The 18,730-nt window shown below is 65.3% G+C and carries 14 protein-coding genes; 4 read left to right on the top strand and 10 right to left on the bottom strand.

The window, feature by feature from the left end:
* The first annotated feature begins 12 nt into the window (after window positions 1–12).
* On the top strand, window positions 13–1,173 hold the full coding sequence (gene hpnH, locus AC0WRY_RS11500; RefSeq protein ID WP_194407090.1) for an adenosyl-hopene transferase HpnH: 1,161 nt from the start codon (window positions 13–15) through the stop codon (window positions 1,171–1,173).
* Between the two features lie 996 nt (window positions 1,174–2,169).
* Here the strand turns inward: hpnH and AC0WRY_RS11495 are convergent.
* The 6 genes from AC0WRY_RS11495 to AC0WRY_RS11470 all read right to left on the bottom strand — a co-directional run bounded on the left by AC0WRY_RS11495 (window position 2,170) and on the right by AC0WRY_RS11470 (window position 8,318).
* Window positions 2,170–2,919, bottom strand: a complete 750-nt coding sequence (locus tag AC0WRY_RS11495; protein ID WP_194407089.1) for a phosphorylase — start codon at window positions 2,917–2,919, stop codon at window positions 2,170–2,172.
* Window positions 2,916–4,868 (bottom strand): squalene--hopene cyclase, encoded by a 1,953-nt coding sequence (gene shc, locus AC0WRY_RS11490; RefSeq protein WP_491123116.1) that lies wholly within the window; start codon window positions 4,866–4,868, stop codon window positions 2,916–2,918. The genes AC0WRY_RS11495 and shc overlap by 4 nt, the downstream gene beginning before the upstream one ends.
* Window positions 4,869–4,929: 61 nt before the next feature.
* A complete protein-coding gene (gene hpnE / locus AC0WRY_RS11485; RefSeq protein ID WP_491123115.1) occupies window positions 4,930–6,183 on the bottom strand; it encodes a hydroxysqualene dehydroxylase HpnE in 1,254 nt (417 codons plus the stop codon).
* Complete coding sequence (gene hpnD / locus AC0WRY_RS11480; protein WP_194407086.1) at window positions 6,183–7,022, bottom strand: presqualene diphosphate synthase HpnD; 840 nt, start codon at window positions 7,020–7,022, stop codon at window positions 6,183–6,185. The genes hpnE and hpnD overlap by 1 nt, the downstream gene beginning before the upstream one ends.
* Complete coding sequence (gene hpnC, locus AC0WRY_RS11475; protein WP_194407085.1) at window positions 7,012–7,896, bottom strand: squalene synthase HpnC; 885 nt, start codon at window positions 7,894–7,896, stop codon at window positions 7,012–7,014. The genes hpnD and hpnC overlap by 11 nt, the downstream gene beginning before the upstream one ends.
* 188 nt (window positions 7,897–8,084) lie before the next feature.
* Window positions 8,085–8,318 carry a hypothetical protein gene (locus AC0WRY_RS11470; protein ID WP_194407084.1) on the bottom strand — a complete coding sequence of 78 codons (234 nt, stop codon included), beginning with the start codon at window positions 8,316–8,318 and terminating at the stop codon, window positions 8,085–8,087.
* Window positions 8,319–8,777: 459 nt separating this feature from the next.
* Here AC0WRY_RS11470 and AC0WRY_RS11465 point away from each other — a divergent pair, with 459 nt between their 5' ends.
* Together AC0WRY_RS11465 and AC0WRY_RS11460 are read left to right on the top strand one after the other, a co-directional pair.
* Window positions 8,778–9,275: a hypothetical protein gene (locus AC0WRY_RS11465; RefSeq protein WP_091953368.1), complete on the top strand. Its 498-nt coding sequence runs from the start codon at window positions 8,778–8,780 to the stop codon at window positions 9,273–9,275.
* A 93-nt stretch (window positions 9,276–9,368) separates the two neighbouring features.
* Entirely contained in the window at window positions 9,369–10,202 is an 834-nt protein-coding gene (locus AC0WRY_RS11460) for a hypothetical protein (protein WP_491123114.1), read from the top strand.
* Between the two features lie 28 nt (window positions 10,203–10,230).
* Here AC0WRY_RS11460 and AC0WRY_RS11455 read toward each other — a convergent pair whose 3' ends face one another.
* The 4 genes from AC0WRY_RS11455 to AC0WRY_RS11440 all read right to left on the bottom strand — a co-directional run bounded on the left by AC0WRY_RS11455 (window position 10,231) and on the right by AC0WRY_RS11440 (window position 16,712).
* A complete protein-coding gene (locus tag AC0WRY_RS11455) occupies window positions 10,231–12,597 on the bottom strand; it encodes an efflux RND transporter permease subunit (RefSeq protein ID WP_212065249.1) in 2,367 nt (788 codons plus the stop codon).
* A gap of 207 nt (window positions 12,598–12,804) precedes the next feature.
* Window positions 12,805–13,590 (bottom strand): ethanolamine ammonia-lyase subunit EutC, encoded by a 786-nt coding sequence (gene eutC / locus AC0WRY_RS11450; protein ID WP_491123113.1) that lies wholly within the window; start codon window positions 13,588–13,590, stop codon window positions 12,805–12,807.
* The gene (locus AC0WRY_RS11445; protein ID WP_194407080.1) at window positions 13,587–15,173 is read right to left on the bottom strand and encodes a B12-binding domain-containing radical SAM protein; all 1,587 of its coding nucleotides are present in this window, start codon (window positions 15,171–15,173) and stop codon (window positions 13,587–13,589) included. The genes eutC and AC0WRY_RS11445 overlap by 4 nt, the downstream gene beginning before the upstream one ends.
* Before the next feature lie 156 nt (window positions 15,174–15,329).
* On the bottom strand, window positions 15,330–16,712 hold the full coding sequence (locus AC0WRY_RS11440) for an ethanolamine ammonia-lyase subunit EutB (RefSeq protein WP_491123112.1): 1,383 nt from the start codon (window positions 16,710–16,712) through the stop codon (window positions 15,330–15,332).
* Window positions 16,713–16,937: 225 nt separating this feature from the next.
* Here AC0WRY_RS11440 and AC0WRY_RS11435 point away from each other — a divergent pair, with 225 nt between their 5' ends.
* Window positions 16,938–18,668, top strand: coding sequence for a methyl-accepting chemotaxis protein (locus AC0WRY_RS11435; RefSeq protein WP_491123461.1), 1,731 nt, complete (start codon window positions 16,938–16,940; stop codon window positions 18,666–18,668).
* The last annotated feature ends 62 nt before the right edge of the window (window positions 18,669–18,730 follow it).

Raw genomic sequence — 18,730 nt, 5'->3', positions numbered from 1 at the left:
AAGAAACTTGTAATGGCAATCCCCTTCTTCAAGGAAATGCGTATCGGCGGCTATTTGCTCAAGCAGAAACTGCTTGGCCGCAAGCGCTACCCGCTCGTGCTGATGCTGGAGCCGCTGTTTCGCTGCAACCTCGCCTGCGTCGGCTGCGGCAAGATCGACTATCCGGATGCGATCCTCAACCGCCGCATGACCGCGCAGGAGTGCTGGGACGCGGCCGACGAGTGCGGCGCGCCGATGGTGGCGATTCCCGGCGGCGAGCCGCTGATCCACAAGGAGATCGGCGAGATCGTGCGTGGCCTCGTCGCGCGCAAGAAGTTCGTCTCGCTCTGCACCAACGCGCTGCTGCTCGAGAAGAAGCTCGACCTGTTCGAGCCCTCCCCGTACCTGTTCTTCTCGGTGCATCTGGACGGCCTGAAGGACCATCACGACAAGGCGGTGTCGCAGAAGGGCGTGTTCGACCGCGCCGTGTCCGCGATCAAGGCGGCCAAGGCGCGCGGCTTCACCGTCAACGTCAACGCCACCATCTTCGACGGCCATCCGGCCGAGGAGATCGCAAAGTTCCTGGACCTTACCGTCGAGCTCGGCGTCGGCGTCTCGATGTCGCCGGGCTATGCCTATGAGCGTGCGCCGGACCAGGAGCACTTCCTCAACCGCACCAAGACCAAGAAGCTGTTCCGCGACGTCTTCGCGATGGGCAAGGGCAAGAAGTGGAACTTCATGCATTCCGGCCTGTTCCTGGACTTCCTCGCCGGCAACCAGGAATACGAGTGCACGCCCTGGGGCATGCCCGCGCGCAACATCTTCGGCTGGCAGAAGCCCTGCTACCTGCTCGGTGAAGGCTACGCAAAAACCTTCAAGGAGCTGATGGACACCACCGACTGGGAAACCTACGGCACCGGCAAGTACGAGAAGTGCGCCGACTGTATGGCCCATTGCGGCTACGAGCCGACGGCTGCGACTGCCGCGCTCAACAACCCGCTGAAGGCGATGTGGGTGTCGCTGCGCGGCATCAAGACCTCGGGCCCGATGGCGCCGGAGATCGACATGTCCAAGCAGCGCCCGGCGCAATACATCTTCTCGGCCGAAGTGCAGAAGCGCCTGTCGGAGATCCGCAAGGACGAGGCCGAAGCCGCGCAGGCGAAGGCCGCGCAGAAGGCTTCGACCGCGGCGTAAGCGGACGCCATCAACTCTCACGACAAAGGCCCGGCCGCGATTGCGACCGGGCTTTTTGTTTCGAGCAAGTGTCGTGGGGCTCGGAGGCACGCTGGCCAACCCAGCGTCATTGCGAGCGCAGCGAAGCAATCCAGACTGTCTCCGCGGCAGCAGTCTGGATTGCTTCGTCGCAAGGGCTCCTCGCAATGACGGAGCAAGTTGAATCGCCGGTGTCCTCCAGCTCGCAGCTCAACTCAACGTGCAGACACGCCTTCGCATTCCCGCGGCTTCTTTCGCCCGAGTTTTGCTGTTCGTTCGCCCTCGAAAGACCAGAGGACGCAGGGAAGGCCGGGCGCCGGCGGCACCCGCGGTCCGTGCGCAATGAAAATGCACACGGGATGGATCACAGGTGTTGCCGGTCGCCCGGCCTTCCCTGCGCGGATGGTTTTCGCGGTGTCCTTCGTGCTCTCCTCGGGGAGCGTTGCACTATTGCCCCCGTCACCTCGCAGCTGATCGATGCACGTGCCGGTCGACCGCCACATCACCGCGAGGTTTGACGCCAGAACCGCGGGCGTCGGGACCACACGACTTCTCCGTCCGCGGACGGTTTCGACCTGATCGCCGGGAGCTCGCGTGTGCTCACCTCCGACGGCGACCGAAACCGCTGTGACCGCGCCGTGTCGTAGCGCGTCGCGCATGCCTCAACGGTCGCCCGTCCCTGTCATCGCCTGTCGCGCCGGCGCTACCGCGTCCACCGCACCCCAACCCGCATCTCGTGCCGATCGCGAAGCGCCCCTCTGGCAGGGCCGGGATGAACGCTCTATGCTACAAATCCGAAATTCGGGAAAGTGGAATATTTTTGTACGGAGGGGTTGACGGGGTTTGCGGTGTTTTGCCGACGGCTCTCGCTGGCACCAGTCCAGTACTGTCAGCGAGTTACATCCGGATCAGGACACCAAACAAAAAGGCCCGGTCGCGCGACCGGGCCTTTCCTTATTCTAGGGATCGACGTCCCGCTCAGGCCGCCTTCGACACCATTGCCTCGCTCTCGATCAGCTCGGTCCCGATCAGATAATCGCGGCAGCCGCGCAAGGATCGCAGCGCGCGGTTGAAGTCGATGCCGGTCGAGACCAGGGCATGCAGCGTCGCCGGATTGCGGACGATGCCGCGCAGCACGGCGGCGAGATCGATCTGGCCGTTCGGCTTGATCGCGGCACGGGCGAGCGCCGGCAGCGCGCGGTGGGCGGGATCGCTGATGACGCGGACCGCGGCGAAGGGCAGCCCGGCTTCCGTGGCGTAGGCGGCGGCGATGTGGCTTTCCATGTCGACGGCGGCAGCGCCCGTCTCAGAATGCAGCGCGGCCTTGCAGGCGCGCTTGGTGACCACTTCCTCGGCACCGGCGAGGCTGCCGCGCACCACGCGGCGGCGTCCCGAGGTCAGGCGGTCGATCAGATCGTCACCGAGCGAGAGGCCCGCGGCCCAGCGGGTGTCGCCGGAGAGCACCTCGGTCGCCAGCACGACGTCGCCGGAACGCAGAGTCGGGTCGAGCCCGCCGGCCACGCCGAACGAGATCACGCCGCGAATCGTCTCAGGATCGACCACCGTCAGCAGCGCCCGCAATTGCGTCGGGCTGCTGGACGAGCAGATGACCGCCATTCCTGGCCCGGCTGCGATGCGGGCCTCCTGCACCAGTCCGGTCACGATCAATATCGGCCGCGGGTCGATGGCCTGACCCGCGGTTAAATAGTCCCCCGTCCCCAAAGTCACATTCCGACCCCTACCACCCTGCTGTTGGTGTTCCGCAAGTTCCGATACCGCGCCAACGCCCACAGCGGAAAGAACTTTGGGTAACCATGATAACGTAGATAGAACACGCGGGGGAAGCCTGTGGCGGTGTACCGCTGCTCGTCCCACAGTCCTTTTTCGTTCTGTGTTGCAATCAGGTACTCCACCCCGCGGGCGACGGCCGGGTGATCAACCTCGCCTGCCGCCATCAGGGCAAGCAAGGCCCATGCCGTTTGCGAGGCGGTCGAGGGGGCGGCTTCCCAGCCCCGGTAGTCCAGCCGGTAGCTCACGGCATCCTCGCCCCAGCCGCCGTCCTCGTTCTGGATCGAGGCCAGCCAGTCGGCGGCCTTGCGAATCATGGGATCCCCGTGGTCGACGCCGGCCACGTTGAGGGCACAGAGCACCGACCAGGTTCCATAAATGAAATTCATGCCCCAGCGGCCGTACCAGGACCCCTCGGGGTGCTGGGTCTTCCGGAGGTAGGCGACCCCGTCGGCCACGTGCTTGCTGGTCTTCGCGGTCTCGCCGAGCTGGGCCAGCATCGAGATGCAGCGCGCCGTGACGTCCTCGGTCGGCGGATCGAGCAACGCGCCGTGGTCCGAGAACGGGATGTTGTTGAGGTAGTATTCGAGGTTGTTGACGTCGAAGGCAGCCCAGCCGCCGTCGTCGCTCTGCATGCCCTCGATCCACTCCCGGCCGCGCGCGATGGCGGCGTCATAGCCGGTGGCGCCGTGCTCCCGTCGCATGCGGTCCATCGACATCACCACCACCGCGGTGTCGTCGAGGTCGGGGTAATGCGCGTTGTTGTACTGGAAGGCCCAGCCGCCCGGGCGCACGTCGGGCCGCTTCACCGCCCAGTCGCCCTTCACCTCGAGCTCCTGCCGCGGGATCAGCCAGTCGAGGCCCTGCTTGGCCGCGGGCACCGCCTTGTCGCCGCCAGCCTCGAGCAATGCGTGCGCGGTCAGCGTCGTGTCCCAGACCGGCGAGACGCAGGGCTGGCAATAGGCCTCGTCGTCGTGGATCACCAGCAGCTTGTCGATGCCGCGGCGCGTGATCGCGCGCGGCGGGAAATTCTCGTCCTTGCCGAGCGCGTCGTACATCATGACGATGTTGGCCATGGGCGGATAGATCGCGCCCATGCCGTCCTCGCCGTTGAGCCGCTCCTCGGTGAAGGCGAGCGCGGCATCGATGGCGCGCTTGCGCAGGCTCTTCGGAAACATCGGCTCGACGACGCGCAGGATGCCGTCGAGCGCGCGGAACAGCACGAACCAGGCCATGCTCTGGTGCGGCGCCTTGGCGGTCATGCCGATCGAGCGCGGATCCTGCAGGAACAGTTCGTCGATGCCGACGCCCTTCGGGTTCTTCGCGCGCGGCTTCAGCGCCGCGAGCACCATGAGCGGCACCATGGTCGTGCGCGCCCAGTAGGAGATCTTGTTGAGGTGGAACGGCGACCAGAACGGCAGCAGCACGATCTCGATCGGCAGCACCGGCACCGCGCGCCAGGTCACCACGCCGTACATCGCAAGCAGGAAGCGGGTGAAGACGTTGCTGTTGATCGCCCCGCCGCGGGCATGGATCGCCTCGCGCGCACGCACCATGTGCGGCGCGTCCACGGAATCGCCGATCATCTTCAGCGCGAAATAGGCCTTCACGCTGGCGCTCATGTCGAACTCGCCGTCATGCACCAGCGGCCAGCCGCCATGAGCGCCCTGGATGCGGCGCAGGTAATTGGCGATCTTGGCTTCGAGCGCGACATCGACGGGCTCGGCGAGATAGTGGCGCAACAGGACGTATTCGGCGGGAATCGTGCAGTCGGCCTCGAGCTCGAACACCCAATGGCCGTCGGATTGCTGGACGTCGAGGACGCCCTGCGTCGCCGATGCAATGCTCGATTCCAAAGCTTCGCGGCTGGTCGCGGTCACGGAATCCATGTCGCTCGATTGCTCCGATAGTCGATTGAAATAGGCCGGGACATTTGCCCGTCAGGGCCGCCTACCCTTTGGCGGCCAGAACCAGATCGGCGGCGCGATCACCGGACCGGACTGATCCCTCGATGGTTGCAGGCAATCCCGTAGCAGTCCAATCCCCCGCAAGGAACAGGTTTTTCAGCGCTGTGACCGGCCCCGGGCGCAGGGCATTCTGCGCCGGCGTCGCCGCAAATGTGGCACGGCGCTCGCGCACGATTTGCCACGGAGGCAGCTCACCCGACACCCCGCCCGCCTTGCAGACGTCGTTCCAGATGCTCTGCGCGAGTTCCTCGCGCGGCATGTCGACCAGACGATCGCCATTGCTGATGGTGACGGACAACCGGTTCGGAAACGCGAACAGCCATTCCACGACGCCGCCGATCACGCCGAGGATCGGCGCCGAGCCCGCCGGCGGCGTGATGCGGAAATGCGCGTTCACGATGGCGCGGAATTCGGTCGGCGTCTTCAGCCCCGGCAGCAGGCCGGCGGCGGCGCGCGGCGGCACCGCCATCACGACGACATCGCCCTCAGCGAGCTGGATGACGTCCTCGCCGCCAAAATGCAGCGCACTGGCCTTGCCGTCGCCGCTCGCAAACGAACGCAGCTCATGGCCGAGCTGAACGGTATGTCCACGATCCTGCAGAAACTTCACAGCGGGCTCGATCAGCACGGCGCTGAGGCCGTCGCGCGCGATCAGCGGACGGCAGGCCTGCCCGCCCGCAAGCAGCGTCTCGCGCACGATCGCGCCGGCGAGCCCGGCCGAGCCCTCGGGCGGATCGACGTTGAGCGCTGCCAGCAGCAGCGGCTGCACCAGGCGCTGATAGAGGATGCCGTCGGTCGGAATGGACTTGCCGACCAGCGTCTCTTCCGACGCCCATATCAGCGGCGCCAGCTTCAGATAATCGGTGAGACCCGTATCGGGAACGCGACGGCCCTCGTCGAGCACCCAGGTCGGCAGCCGGCCGGTGCCGAGATCGATCTGCCAGCGCTGCCCGGTCTTGAGGTCGACGAACGGAAACTGCGCGCTCTCCGGGCCGACGAGGCCGGCCTCGGTGCCGATCGCGCGCGCATAGGCGCGGGCGTGGCTGTTGCCCGACAGCAGCAGATGATTGCCGTTGTCGATGGTGAGGTTGGTGGCGCCGTCGAAATAGGAACGGCAGCGGCCGCCGACCTGCTGCGTGGCCTCGTGCACGGCGACCTTGAAGCCGGCATTGGCGAGCCGCACGGCGGCGGAGAGGCCGGAAATTCCAGCACCGATGATGTGAGCTGTCTTTTGCATCAGATGAAAGCGTAGCGGAGCAGGATCAGGATGCGTGTGATCTTTGACACACGCACCGGCTGGCGCGGCGCATTGAAACCGCGCGCAATCAGGAGATCCAGAATGGAATGATAGTATTTCGACATGATCCGCGGCGCGCGCACGGTGCGGCGCTTGTTGCGGTTCATGATCTCGTCCGACTTCTCGAAATGCGCTTTCGCACGCTGCGTCAGCGGCAGGCAGACCTTCGGCAGCGCGCGCTCGGCGATCACGCGGTTCGGATCGTCGGAGGTGATGCCGGCATGAAGCAGCGCCTCGCGCGGCAGATAGAGCCGGCCGAGACCCGCGTCCTCGTCGATGTCGCGCAGGATGTTGGTGAGCTGAAGCGCGCGGCCCAGATGATAGGCGAGCTGGATGCCGTCGTCTTCGGGCAGGCCGAACACCCGCACCGACAGCCGTCCCACGGCGCTGGCGACGCGATCGCAGTACAGATCCAGCGTCGCCATGTCGGGCGCGCGGATGTCCTGCGGCACGTCCATCTCCATGCCGTCGACGATCGCCAGGAAATCCTCGCGCTTGAGGCCGAAGGTCTTCACCGAGGCGACGTAGTCCTTCAGCCGCGGCGGCGGATTGCCCTGGTAGAGCGCGTCGATGTCGTTGCGCCATTCCTGCAGCGCGGCGAGCCGCTCTTCGCGCGGGCCATGAGAATCGGCGATGTCGTCGACCTGGCGGCAGAAGCTGTAGATCTGGAACATCGCTTCGCGCTGGTCGCGCGGCAGGATGCGCATCGCGGCGTAGAAGGAGCTGCCGGATGCGGTCGAGCCATAATTGGCGCCGGGCGCTGTCGCCTCAAGCGTCATGTGCGGTCCCCGGTCTGGAAATGGCCTTGCGTCCCATCGCGCGGCGGCCTCCCTCACCGAGCATTCCGGCAAGGCTGAAGACGAGCAGCTCGAACTTGTTCAGATGCACCCGCTCGCGCAACGGATCGCGCACCTTCAAGAGGCGCACGATGCGGTCGGCATAGGCCTGGATCACCGCGACGTCGATGCCGAGACGGAAATCCCGGATCTCCGCAGCCAGCGACCTGCCCTCGTCGAGCAGCGCTTCGTTGCGCGCGGCGAGCGCCTGCAGGCAGGCCAGCATCGCCGGCGGCGACTGCGAAAGCCCGAGCTGCTCGACCGAGGCGCCATGTGCTGCCAGCGCATCGCGCGGCAGATAGACGCGGTTGAGCTCGCGGAAATCCTTGCCGCAATCCTGCAAATGATTGGTGATCTGCAGGCCCGCGCAGAGCGCATCCGATGCCGCCCAGGTCGAGGTGCTCTCGCCATGGACGTCGAGCATGAAGCGGCCGACCGGCATCGCCGAATAGCGGCAATAGTGAATGACCTCGTCCCAGGTCTCATAGCGCAGCTTGGTCACGTCCATGCGGAACGCGATCAGCACGTCGAGCGCATGGCGCGGCGCCATGCCGCGCTCGGCGAGCGCACGGCGCAAGCTGACGGCCTCTGCCTGGGTGTCGCCCTTGCCGAGCAGCTCCGCCTCGAGCAGGTCGAGATAGGCCAGCTTCTGGTCGGGCGGCAGCGTCGCGTGGTCGGCGATGTCGTCGGCGGTGCGGACGAAATTGTAATACGCCAGGATCAGGGCGCGATGACGCGGATGAATGATCCAGGACGCGACGGGAAAATTCTCGTCGCGGTCTCCCTTGCCGGATCGCAATTCGCTCGCAGAGGTCATCGAGGGCTGGCTACAATCGTTTGGATAGAAAGGGCTTCTTCTCGCGGGCTCATGCCGGCGATCCGCCGCGGCCCCCATATAGGGGAATACGGCCGCAAAACCAATCCTGTCTGGCGATGGCTGCCTTCCGCGAATCGGGCCCGAAAAGGCGGCCCTCGAGGCCGCCTTTTGTGGGCCAGTGGCCGATCTTACTGGTTGTGGTTCTTCAGGACCTGGTCGCAGGCCTGCGAGATCTTGGACCGGTTCTCCTTGAGGCAGGCCAGGATGGTGAAATCGCCCTGGTCGATGACCGGACGGCAGAACTTCTGCACGTCGCGCGTGCAGGCCTTCTGCTCGGACTCGGTGCCACGCCCCTGCTGGGCGAACGCCACCGTCGAAACAGATGCCGACAGCAGGGTGAGAGCGACGAGAAGCTTACGCATTGTATTCCTTCATTCTGACGGCAGAATCGCACCGAACCCGGACTGCACAGGGCGGACGACCGGAACGGATTGTTCTGATGGCAAGTCGCCGCGCGGTAGCGGCCTCGGAGAAGGCACAAGCACTGGCAAATGCGGCCAAATTGGCGCCGCGCCCACCAAATCAGGTCTTCCCTTCGCCTTCATTGGCAGATGTAAGAGATTGATACTACGTCATAATTCAGGACCGCTGCGTTTTACTGCATACCTGTTGCAGAGCTGCATCTCTCCTCCCGGCCTTTTCCGCCGGAAACATACCGAAACAGAGCAAATCGGCGGATCCAGGCCTGGCGCAAGGCGTTGTGAACCGCCATCTCTGGCAGCCTGGCTTTGAACCTGACACCGGCTCGGAGCACTAAACTTTCGATGTGGCGAGACGTTCTCGAGCGTGAGCGGGCGTCGTTCTAAAACGGGATATTTGAGATGAAATTCTTTGGGCGATCTGGACTGGCAATCAAGGCGGCCGGCATCGGGGCGGCACTGCTCTTCTCGGTTTCGGCAGGCCACGCTCAGTCCTCCGGCCCGTTTGCCGGCTTCGACGGCGCCTGGACCGGCACCGGCACGGTGTCGCTGTCAGACGGCTCAACCGAGCGCATTCGCTGCAAGGCCGATTACAAGGTCGCCGGCAGCGGCCTCAATTTGAAGCAGGCTCTGCACTGCGCGTCCGACAGCTACAAGTTCGACCTCACCAGCGACGTGACGAGCCAGGGCGAGCGCATCTCCGGCAATTGGAGCGAGTCCAGCCGCAACATCTTCGGCAATCTGCAGGGCACCGCCGGCGGCGGCCAGATCGACGTGTTCGTGGAGGCCAACGGCTTTGCCGCCAACCTCTCGCTGCGCACCAACGGCACCAAGCAAACGGTGCAGATCTCGTCCAAGGGCGAGATCCGCGGCGTCAACATCACCATGACGAAGAGCTGATCCTTTCTTCTCAGCCATGTGACATGCGGCCCCCGGTTCTCGCGAGCCGGGGGCTTTTTGCTGACCTGAACCCACCGAGACGGACTTGCCGAGATGGACCCGATCCGCAGACATCTGCTCAAGACCGCCGGGCTGTTCGTGGCCACGCGCGCCTTCGCCAATGACCCGCCTGGAGCGAGCATGCAGCCTTCGTCCGTGAAGCCGCGTCACGTGCTCTGCTTCCTCGGCAAGAATGAAAATCTGCTGCAGCCGCCGAAGGCAGTTGCCAAGACCATCGCCGATTTCGGTTTCGAGATCGACCGCACCTATTCGCAAGCAAAGCCCGATGCGAACATGGCGCGATCATTCGGCGTGTGCTGGGACCGCGTCTTCCCGAAGGCATGGTCGGCGGCGGACGAGGCGGCGGTCGCCAACCACAAGGCGGTGCTCTACGTGCTGAGCCCGCGGATGGATCAGCAGAAGACAGTCGCCGGCTCGGCCGCCGCACTGCAGATCGTGGACGAGATGTTCGATGCAGGCGCCATTGCCGCAAAAGGCGAAAGCGCCGGCATCGCCCATGGTGTCGCGCGGTGGCGCAGTCTCGCGGATCAGGCGCGCAACGGCGCGAAGACTGACCAGGGCCTGCGCATGACGCCCGCCGTGACCAGGGCCTGTCGTCTCGCCCTCGCCAAGCGTCCGCTGGCCGGCGATCGCTATTACGAGACCGTCGGCTACCACCTCGTCGGCCTGCCGGACGTCTATGTCGCAAGATCGCGCGGCAACGATCGGTCCGCGGTGTTGCTGATGGATGAGATCGCCGACGCCATGGCCGAGCACGGCATCGATGCGACCTTGCGCGATCGCAAGCTCACGCTGTCGCGCGAACAGGACTACGCCGAGGCCGACTTCAAGTTCAATCCGTACGGCATCGTTCGGATCGAGGCGTGAGCGCTGGGCGACGTCCGCCGTCCCAGTCTCAGATCGCCGGCTTGTCGGTGCCCTGCAGCTTGCCGTGCAAATTGATCAGCCACATCGCCGTCGGCCTGAGGATGAAGAGGTCGGCGACGAGGGCCATCACCATCGAGAAGGCGCTGAGCCAGCCGAACAGCCGCAGCGACGGCAGGTCGGAGAACACGGTGACGACCAGGCCGCAGGCCAGCACCACCGTGGTCAGGATCAGCGCAGGTCCGACCAGCACGGTCGCCCGCTCCACCGCGAGCGCCGAGCCGACCCCCGGCTTGCTCTCCAGGCGCAGGCGGTTGAGGAAGTGGATGGTGGCGCTGAGGCCGAGCCCGAACGAGACGGTCAGCGCGACGACGCTGGCGAATTGCAGGCCCTCGCCCATCGCCCACAGCACTGTTCCCGACATCACCACCGGGAAGATGCCCGGCAGGATGCAGGCGAACATCACCACCCAGGAGCGGAAGGCAAGGCCGATGAAGATCGCGACCAGCGCGAATTCGACGGTGAGCCCGCGGTTCAGCTTTTCGATCATGCTGGCCGAATTGCGTGCCGCGATCGCAGCAAGACCGGTCACCGCAACCTCATAGCCGGGATGCTTCTTGCGGACGGCGTCGAGCTCGGCATCGAGCTTGTCGACGATCGGCAACAGCTGGCTGGAATCCTTGTCCGGCACGCGGCCGGCGACCACGACGGCGTCCTGCTCGGCGTCGATGAACCGACGCACCAGATGCTCGGGAATGACGCTGACATATTCCTTCAGCGTCGCGACGTCGGCGCTGCCGGCCTTTTCCGCCAGCCAGCGGCGCAGGGTCTCGACCGACCAGACATTGCCGACGCCGGCCGCCTTCTCCACGGTCGCATGCACGTCCGCGATAGTCTGGAGCGTCTCCGGCGAATAGAGCGATTCACCCTTCGGGAACTGGATCAGCACGTTGACCGGATTGGCGCCGGTGAGCTTGGCATCGAGCCGGTCGCTGGCGGCGACCGCCTGCCGCTTGTCCGGCACCTGGTCGGCGAGCCGGTAGCGTGGCTCCAGATTGGCGTAGATGACGCCGAGGCCGCCGACGAACAGCACCGCGATCAGGCTGAACAGGCCGGGCCGGCCGACCATGCGCACCGCGATCCAGTAGCAGAAATTGCGCAACGCCTGGACGCCGGCATCCGCACCCTGGAACTTGACCGCGAACGTCTTCTCGTTGCGCACGAGGAGCACGCCGAACACCGGTACCAGCGACAGCACCGCGACCAGCGCGATGATGGTGGCGGCCAGACCCGCCTCGCCGAACTTGCGGATCAGGTCGGAGTTGGAGAACTGCAGCGCGATGAAGGAAATGCCGGCGGTGCCATGCGTCAGCACGCAGGCCGGTCCCACCACCAGCACGGCGTTCTTGAACGCGGTGAACTTGTCCTGGCCCGCGATCAGCCGGTCACGCGCGGCAAAGGTGAGCTGCATCGAGTCCGAGAAACTGATGACCATGATGAGCGGCGTCATCACGTTCAGAAACATGTTGAGATTGAAATTGGCCCAGCCGAGCGCGCCGAGCGCCAGCAGGATCGCGATCATCGGCGGGAACGCCGCGGCGACCATGAAGGAGATCTTGCGGAAGAAGATGATGGCGATGATGCAGCCGGCGAGAATGCCGAGGATGTTGTAGGTGAGGCCGTCGCGCTCGACGGCGTTGCGGATCTCGAGCTGCATCACGGGCACGCCGGAAAGCTGCACGTTGAGCCCGGTATCGCTGAGATCCTCCTTCATCAGCGCGCGGATGTCGGCGACGGTCTTGGTCAGCCTGCTGGACGCCACCACCTCCGGATCGAGCGACAGCACGATCAGCGCCAGCGTGCCGTCTTCTGACAACAGCTTGCCGCGGATGATCTCGTTGTTTTTGACCGTCTCGATGAACTTGTCGTAGTCGGCGCCTTCGGGCAGCTCGGCCGGGAACAGGGCCGCCGGCAGCTTGCCCGGCGCCGGCGCCTGGCGGGCGGAGAACAGCGAGACCAGCCCGCGCGTGCCTTCGACCAGCTGCATGTCGGTCACGAAGTCGCGCAGCTTCTCGAGATTATTCCGCGCCAGGAGGTTCTTGCCTTCGACCACGACGAGGACGTCGAATTCCTCGGCCGGGAACTTCTTCGTCACCTCTTCATACTGGTGGAATTCGCGGCTGTCGGAGCGGAAGAGCTGCGACAGCGAATCGTCGATCTTGATCCGGTGGATGCCGAACACGGCGCCGACGATCAGGACGAGCAGGACGATGCAGGAGACGATCGGCGCCCGGACGGCGATCAGCCCGAGACGCTCCAGCCCGAAGGCGATCGAGGACGTAGGTCCCTGCTCGACCTTGTCGACATGAACCTCATTCTCGCTGTGCTTTTCGAGCATGCCTTATCCAGTTCCTAAATCGGCTCGGTCTTGAGAGCTTGTTGCGCCCCGCGAACGGCTTGAAAATGCCATACCAATGGGAGGCTTGCCCTTTGAAAATGCGCGGAAAATCGCCGCGAGGGGTTTAGCAGGTCAACTGGTCTTTTCGCAAGCAGGCGAAGTGTGGGCGAATCGATCAAGATGCGGCGATTTTGGGTCCTGCGCGGGTCATCCGGCCGAGAATGTGCCAATTCGACGCGGCGCGCGGTCCGCGCTCTCGTCCTTCAGCGCCACGCCGCTGACCTGACGCGCCAGCCCCTCGCGGACCAGCCAGGCGATCTTGCAGGCAGCCTCGTCATAGCTCAGTCCGGCGTGGTGGATGTTGGACACGCAATTGCGTTCAGCATCGGTGCGGCCCGGCTTGGGCGCGAAGGTCAGATAGGCGCCGAGACTGTCGGGTGCCGACAGGCCGGGCCGCTCGCCGATCAGCGTCACGACCATGCGCGCGCCGAGAAGGGCGCCGATCTCGTCGCCGAGCGCAACGCGCGCGCCTGAGGCGACGACGACAGAGCCGAGCGCGACAGCATCGCCTTCGGCGAGCAACGGCAGCAGTCGCCTCACCAGGGCCACCGCATGGGCATGGACCGCCGCCGCGGACAGGCCGTCGCCGATCACCAGCGCGAGCTGGCATGGCGCGGAAGCCGCTCGCGCCAGAACATCGGCCGAGCCGGGCTCGAGCCGTCGCCCCAGATCCGGCCGCCGCAGATAATCCCCGCGGTCGACCGCCTGGCTCCTCGCCTCGGTGACGTCGAGGCCGAGGCCTGCGAGATCGGCGACCAGACGCGGCGCATCGAAGGCGGCATGCACGGCATCGCGGGCACGGGCATGATCGAGCGTGAAATCGAGCAGCGCCTTGGTCGGCACGCTTGCCCCGCTGCGCCCGAGCGCAACGCGCGCGGGCGTGAACGACCTGAGGTCGATGATCGGGCGAGCCGGAACGGACGGATCACTCATTCGGCGGGAACGGCGGCCTCGCGCAGCCGGATCGAGTAGTTCGAGGCGTTCTGCCTGCCGCTGGAGGCCGCGCGCGCGAAGGTGATGAGATGGTGCGCGATCAGGGTGCAGCCGATCAGGCCTTCGAGATCGCCGCGCTTGATGCGCCCCAGCGCGAACTTCCAGAACACGCGCTTGTAGTCGCCGAGCACGCCGACCTTCCAAAAGATGTTGCGCAGCATGACGAGGCCGCGCCGGATGTTGGGCCAGGTCTTCATCTCGTCCGGTGTCGGCATCTTCAGGCGATGCACATAGACGTGGTCGCATTGGTACTGGAAGCGCGCGTAGACCCTCTCGGGCTCATAGGCGACGCCCATGGCGTGCTTCCAGGACGCGACGACCTCGTCATAGGGCAACAGGAAGTCGACGTTGGAATCGCGGCCATCGTCGTGGACAAGACGACCCTCGCGCTCCAGCCGGTCCCACAGCGGCGTCTTCGGCAGCGCCTGGAGCAGGTTGATCGTGAGCAGCGGAATGCGCGATTCCTCGACGAAGCCGAGCAGCGCCTCCGACGTATTCGGCTTGTCGGTGTCGAGCCCCATGATGATGCCCGAAACCACCTCCATGCCGTAGGAGTTGATGGTGCGCACGCCCTCCAGGATCGGGACCATCATGTTGTGGTCCTTCTGCATCGCCTTCAGCGCGTCGGGATCGGGCGTCTCGATCCCGCAGAAGATGGTGATGAAGTAGGCCTCGCGCATCTTCTCGAGGATCTCGGGCCGCTTGGCGATGTTGAGCGTCGCCTCGCAGGCGAGCCGGACCACGTAGCCGGTCCGCTTCTGCCATTCGATCAGGTGCGGCAACAAATCCATCGCCGCCTTGCGGTTGCCGATGAAATTGTCGTCGACGAAATAGACCGTGTCGGTCATGCCGCATTCACGTAGACGATCCAGCTCGGCGATGATCTGCTGCGGCGACTTGATGCGCGGGTTGCGGCCGTAGAGACCGGGGATGTCGCAGAACTCGCACTGATAGGGACAGCCGCTGGAATACTGGATGCTGCCGAGGAAGTACTTCTTCACGTCGGCAAGCTCGTAGGCCGGGATCGGAAACTCCGTCATCGGCACGCGGTCCTTGGTGGTGAGGACCACCTGTTCGTCTGGACGCGCCGTGTCGCGCGACAGGATCTCAATCAGCTGGTTGGTGGCATCGCCGAGCTCGCCGACATGGAGATAGTCGAACGACGGGTAATAGTCGGGACAGGCACTGACGGAGGGGCCGCCGAGCGCGACCGGCAGATCGAACTCATGGGCGCGGCGGCAGATGTCGTTCATCTGCTGGCGCTGGATGTGCATGCCGCTGACGAAGACCGCCTCGGCCCATTCGAACTCTTCCCTGGTGGTACGACGCAGGTTCTCGTCGACGAATTTGACCTGCCAATCCTCAGGCAGATAGGCCGAGATCAGCAACAGCCCCTGCGGCGGCATGAAGGCACGGACACCGTCGGTCAGCGGATAGGAATGCTCGAACGTGCCGAACGAGGAGGTGTAGCGCGGAAACACACAGAGAATCCGCCGGGATGTTCCGTTACTTTCAGCTCGCATCTAAGCTCCCCCGCCACGCTCGACTGATGTTGCGGAAATTGCCAGCCAGACACATAGCGTAATGCTGCCGCCGGAATTTCTCAATATTGTGGCACAAGCATAATTCCGGGAGGCGCAGATAGTTTCCTCGAAGGGAGTTTGGCGCTGCGCACCGCCTCACGCAATCAGCCGCGAGGCAAAATCGGGCAGCAGGCCTGCATCGCCGGCAAGCCGGAAATCTGAGCCTGTAATGCCCGACCGAGCCAGCCAATCGTCGAATTCCGGCGCGCGGCGCAAGCCGAAGACGTCACGGACATAGAGCGCGTCGTGAAAAGACGTCGATTGGTAGTTCAGCATGACGTCGTCGGCGCCGGGGACGCCCATGATGAAGGTAACGCCGGCGGCGGCGAGCAGCGTCAGCAGATTGTCCATGTCGTCCTGGTCCGCTTCCGCATGGTTGGTGTAGCAGATGTCGATCCCAAGCGGCAGGCCGAGCAGCTTGCCGCAGAAATGATCCTCCAGTCCCGCCCGGATGATTTCCTTGCCGTCATAGAGATATTCCGGGCCGATGAAGCCGACCACGCTGTTGACCAAGAGAGGCGCAAAGGCGCGGGCCACCGCATAGGCGCGCGCCTCGCAGGTCTGCTGGTCGACGCCGTGATGGGCGCCGGCCGACAGCGCCGAGCCCTGGCCGGTCTCGAAATACATCACGTTCTGCCCGATGGTGCCGCGCCGCAGCGACAGCCCGGCCTCCTGCGCCTCCTTGAGAAGCGCAAGGTCGATGCCGAAACTGCGGTTGGCGGCCTCGGTGCCGGCAACGGACTGGAAGACGAGATCGACCGGCACGCCCTGCCCGATCAGCGACAGCGTCGTCGTGACATGGGTGAGCACGCAGCCTTGCGTCGGGATCTGCAGCCGCGAGATGATCTCGTCGAGCAGCCGCAGCAATCGCGCGATAACGGCCGGATCGTCGCTCGCCGGATTGATGCCGATGCAGGCATCGCCGGCCCCGAGCAGGATGCCGTCGAGGATCGAGGCGGTGATGCCCCTGGCATCGTCGAACGGATGGTTGGGCTGCAGCCGCGTGCTCATCCGGCCCTTGAGGCCGATGGTGTTGCGGAAGGCGGTGGTGACCTCGCGTTTCCGTGCCGCCAGGATCAGATCCTGGTTGCGCATCAGTTTTGAGACCGCTGCCGCCATCTCCGGGGTGATGCCGGGGGCCAGCGTCTTCAGGACCTCCGGCGTCGCGGCGTCCGACAGCAGCCAGTCGCGGAAGGCCCCAACCGTCAGGGAGGCCACCGGAGCCAAGGCCTTGGCGTCGTGGCTGTCCATGACGAGGCGGGTAACCTCGTCGGCCTCATAGGGGATGACGGCTTCCTGCAGGAATCTTGCGAGCGGGACGTCGGCGAGCGCCATCCGCGCCGCGATCATCTGCTCGGCCGTGTCGGCGGCGATCCCGGCCAGCCGGTCGCCGGAGCGCGGCGGCGTCGCCTTGGCCAGGAGATCGCGCAGGTCCGGGAAAATGTGGGTCGTGGCGTCGATGGTGTGGCGGTAGACCAAGGGCCTCTCCGAGAGGTGGTCGGCCAACGGCCGACGCAAGGACTATCCTGAAACTCTACCTTTTGATCAAGACGCTGAAATAACTTGCCTTTCCTTCGACCAAGGACGGAGGCCGCGGAGCGGCGCGTTAACGCCGCATCCATCTTCGTTCTGCATAGTTTTGCATCAATTTTGTAGAATCCCCCTCACCGGCCACTTCAGGCCAATCCGGGCACCTGAATGACCATGACATCAGACCGATCTGGGAATGCCGCCGGTCCCGCCGGCCGCTTCACGCTCGCCGCCAAGCTCTATGCGATCTTCGCGCTGTTTGCGCTGCTCACGGCGGCGATCGCCGGGCTGTCCGACTACAACAGCCGCCGCGGCGCCGAGTTGACGAGCGCGATCGAGACGGCGAACGCCGCCGCGCTGAACGTCGAGCGCGTCAACTCGCTGGTCTATGCGGTCGTGATGGAATCCCGCGGAGTCTACATGTCGACCGAGCCGAAGGTCGTGAAGAAATACGGCGACGGCCTGCTCAAGTTCAACGAGCAGATCCTCGATGTCGTGAAGCGCTGGCAGACCATCGTCAAAGCCGACGATGCCGAGCAGTTCGCCACGTTCAAGAAGCGCATCGAGCAATTCGTCGAGTTCCGCAAGGAGCTGGTGCGCCGCGGCGTCGAGATCAATGCGGCCGCGGGCCGCGAATGGGGCGACAACGACGCCAACCGCGCCGTGCGCTCGGCGCTCAACAAGGACCTCGAGGCGCTGTCCAAGGTCTACGCCGAGCGGGCCAAGCAGATCGCGCACGAGACGGAGACCAACCGCACCCTGTCCTTCGTCCTGACCTGCCTCGGCGGCGTGGCGCTGGCCCTGGTCGTGATCGGCATCGTCATCATCGCCCGCTCGATCGCAAGGCCGCTGGCCGCCATCACCGACACCATCAAGCAGGTCGCCGACGGCGCCGAGGACGTCGTGGTGCCGCACTCCGGCCGCGCCGACGAGATCGGCGCGCTCGCCCGCGCGATCCAGGTTTTCCAGGAGGCCATGGGCCGCAACCGCAACCTCGCCTCGCAGGTCTCGCAGGACTCCGCCGCGCGCGAGGAGCGCGCCCGCCATATCGAGCAGTCCGTCGAGCAGTTCCGCGAGGCGATCGGCGCGATCATGCGTGGCCTCAGCGACAACGCCTCCACCATGCGCGAGACCGCGCAGACCATCACCCGCGTCACCGCGGATGCGAACAGCCGCGCCGGCACGGCGGCCAACGCCACCGAGCAGGCCTCGCACAACGTCACGGCGGTGGCGGGCGCGGCCGAGGAGCTGTCGGCGTCGGTGGTGGAGATCGGGCGCCAGGTGCGGCAGAGCGCCGGCGCGGTCGAGCAGACCGGCCAGCGCACCGAGAAGTCGATCTCCGAGATCGAGAGCCTTGCCGCGGCCACGCAGCGCATCGACGGCGTGCTCAACCTGATCCAGGCGATCGCCGAGCAGACCAACCTGCTCGCGCTCAACGCCACAATCGAGGCCGCCCGCGCCGGCGATGCCGGCCGGGGCTTTGCCGTGGTCGCCCATGAGGTGAAGGCGCTGGCTGGCCAGACCGCCAAGGCCACCGCCGAGATCTCAGAGAACGTCGCGATGATCCAGGCCTCGACCCGCAACGCGGTCGATGCCGTGCGCGAGATCGGCGGTGCCGTGCGCGAGATCAACGAAGTCACCTCGGCGATCGCCGGCGCCATCGGCCAGCAGGACGCCGCCACGCGCGAGATCTCGTCCAACGCGCAAAGCGCCGCGCAAGGCAACGAGACGCTGGTCGCCAACATCACCTCGCTGCGCGACGCCATCGGCAAGACCGATACGGCAGCAGCCTCTGTGTTGACGGCGGCGGGCAGCGTGGCCGAGACCGCGGACACGCTGTCCCGGGAGGTCGAGACGTTCTTCCAGAACCTGCGCGCGGACAGCCGCATCGCCAAGGCGGGGTGAACGCGCCAACGCCACCGCCGGGCGGCGGTGGGGGCCTCCAAACAAAAATCTGGAAAACAACC

It is taken from the genome of Bradyrhizobium sp. T-12, from assembly GCF_058314695.1.
Note: the sequence above shows the minus strand (reverse complement) of the source record. Positions and strands in the feature narration are given on the sequence as shown.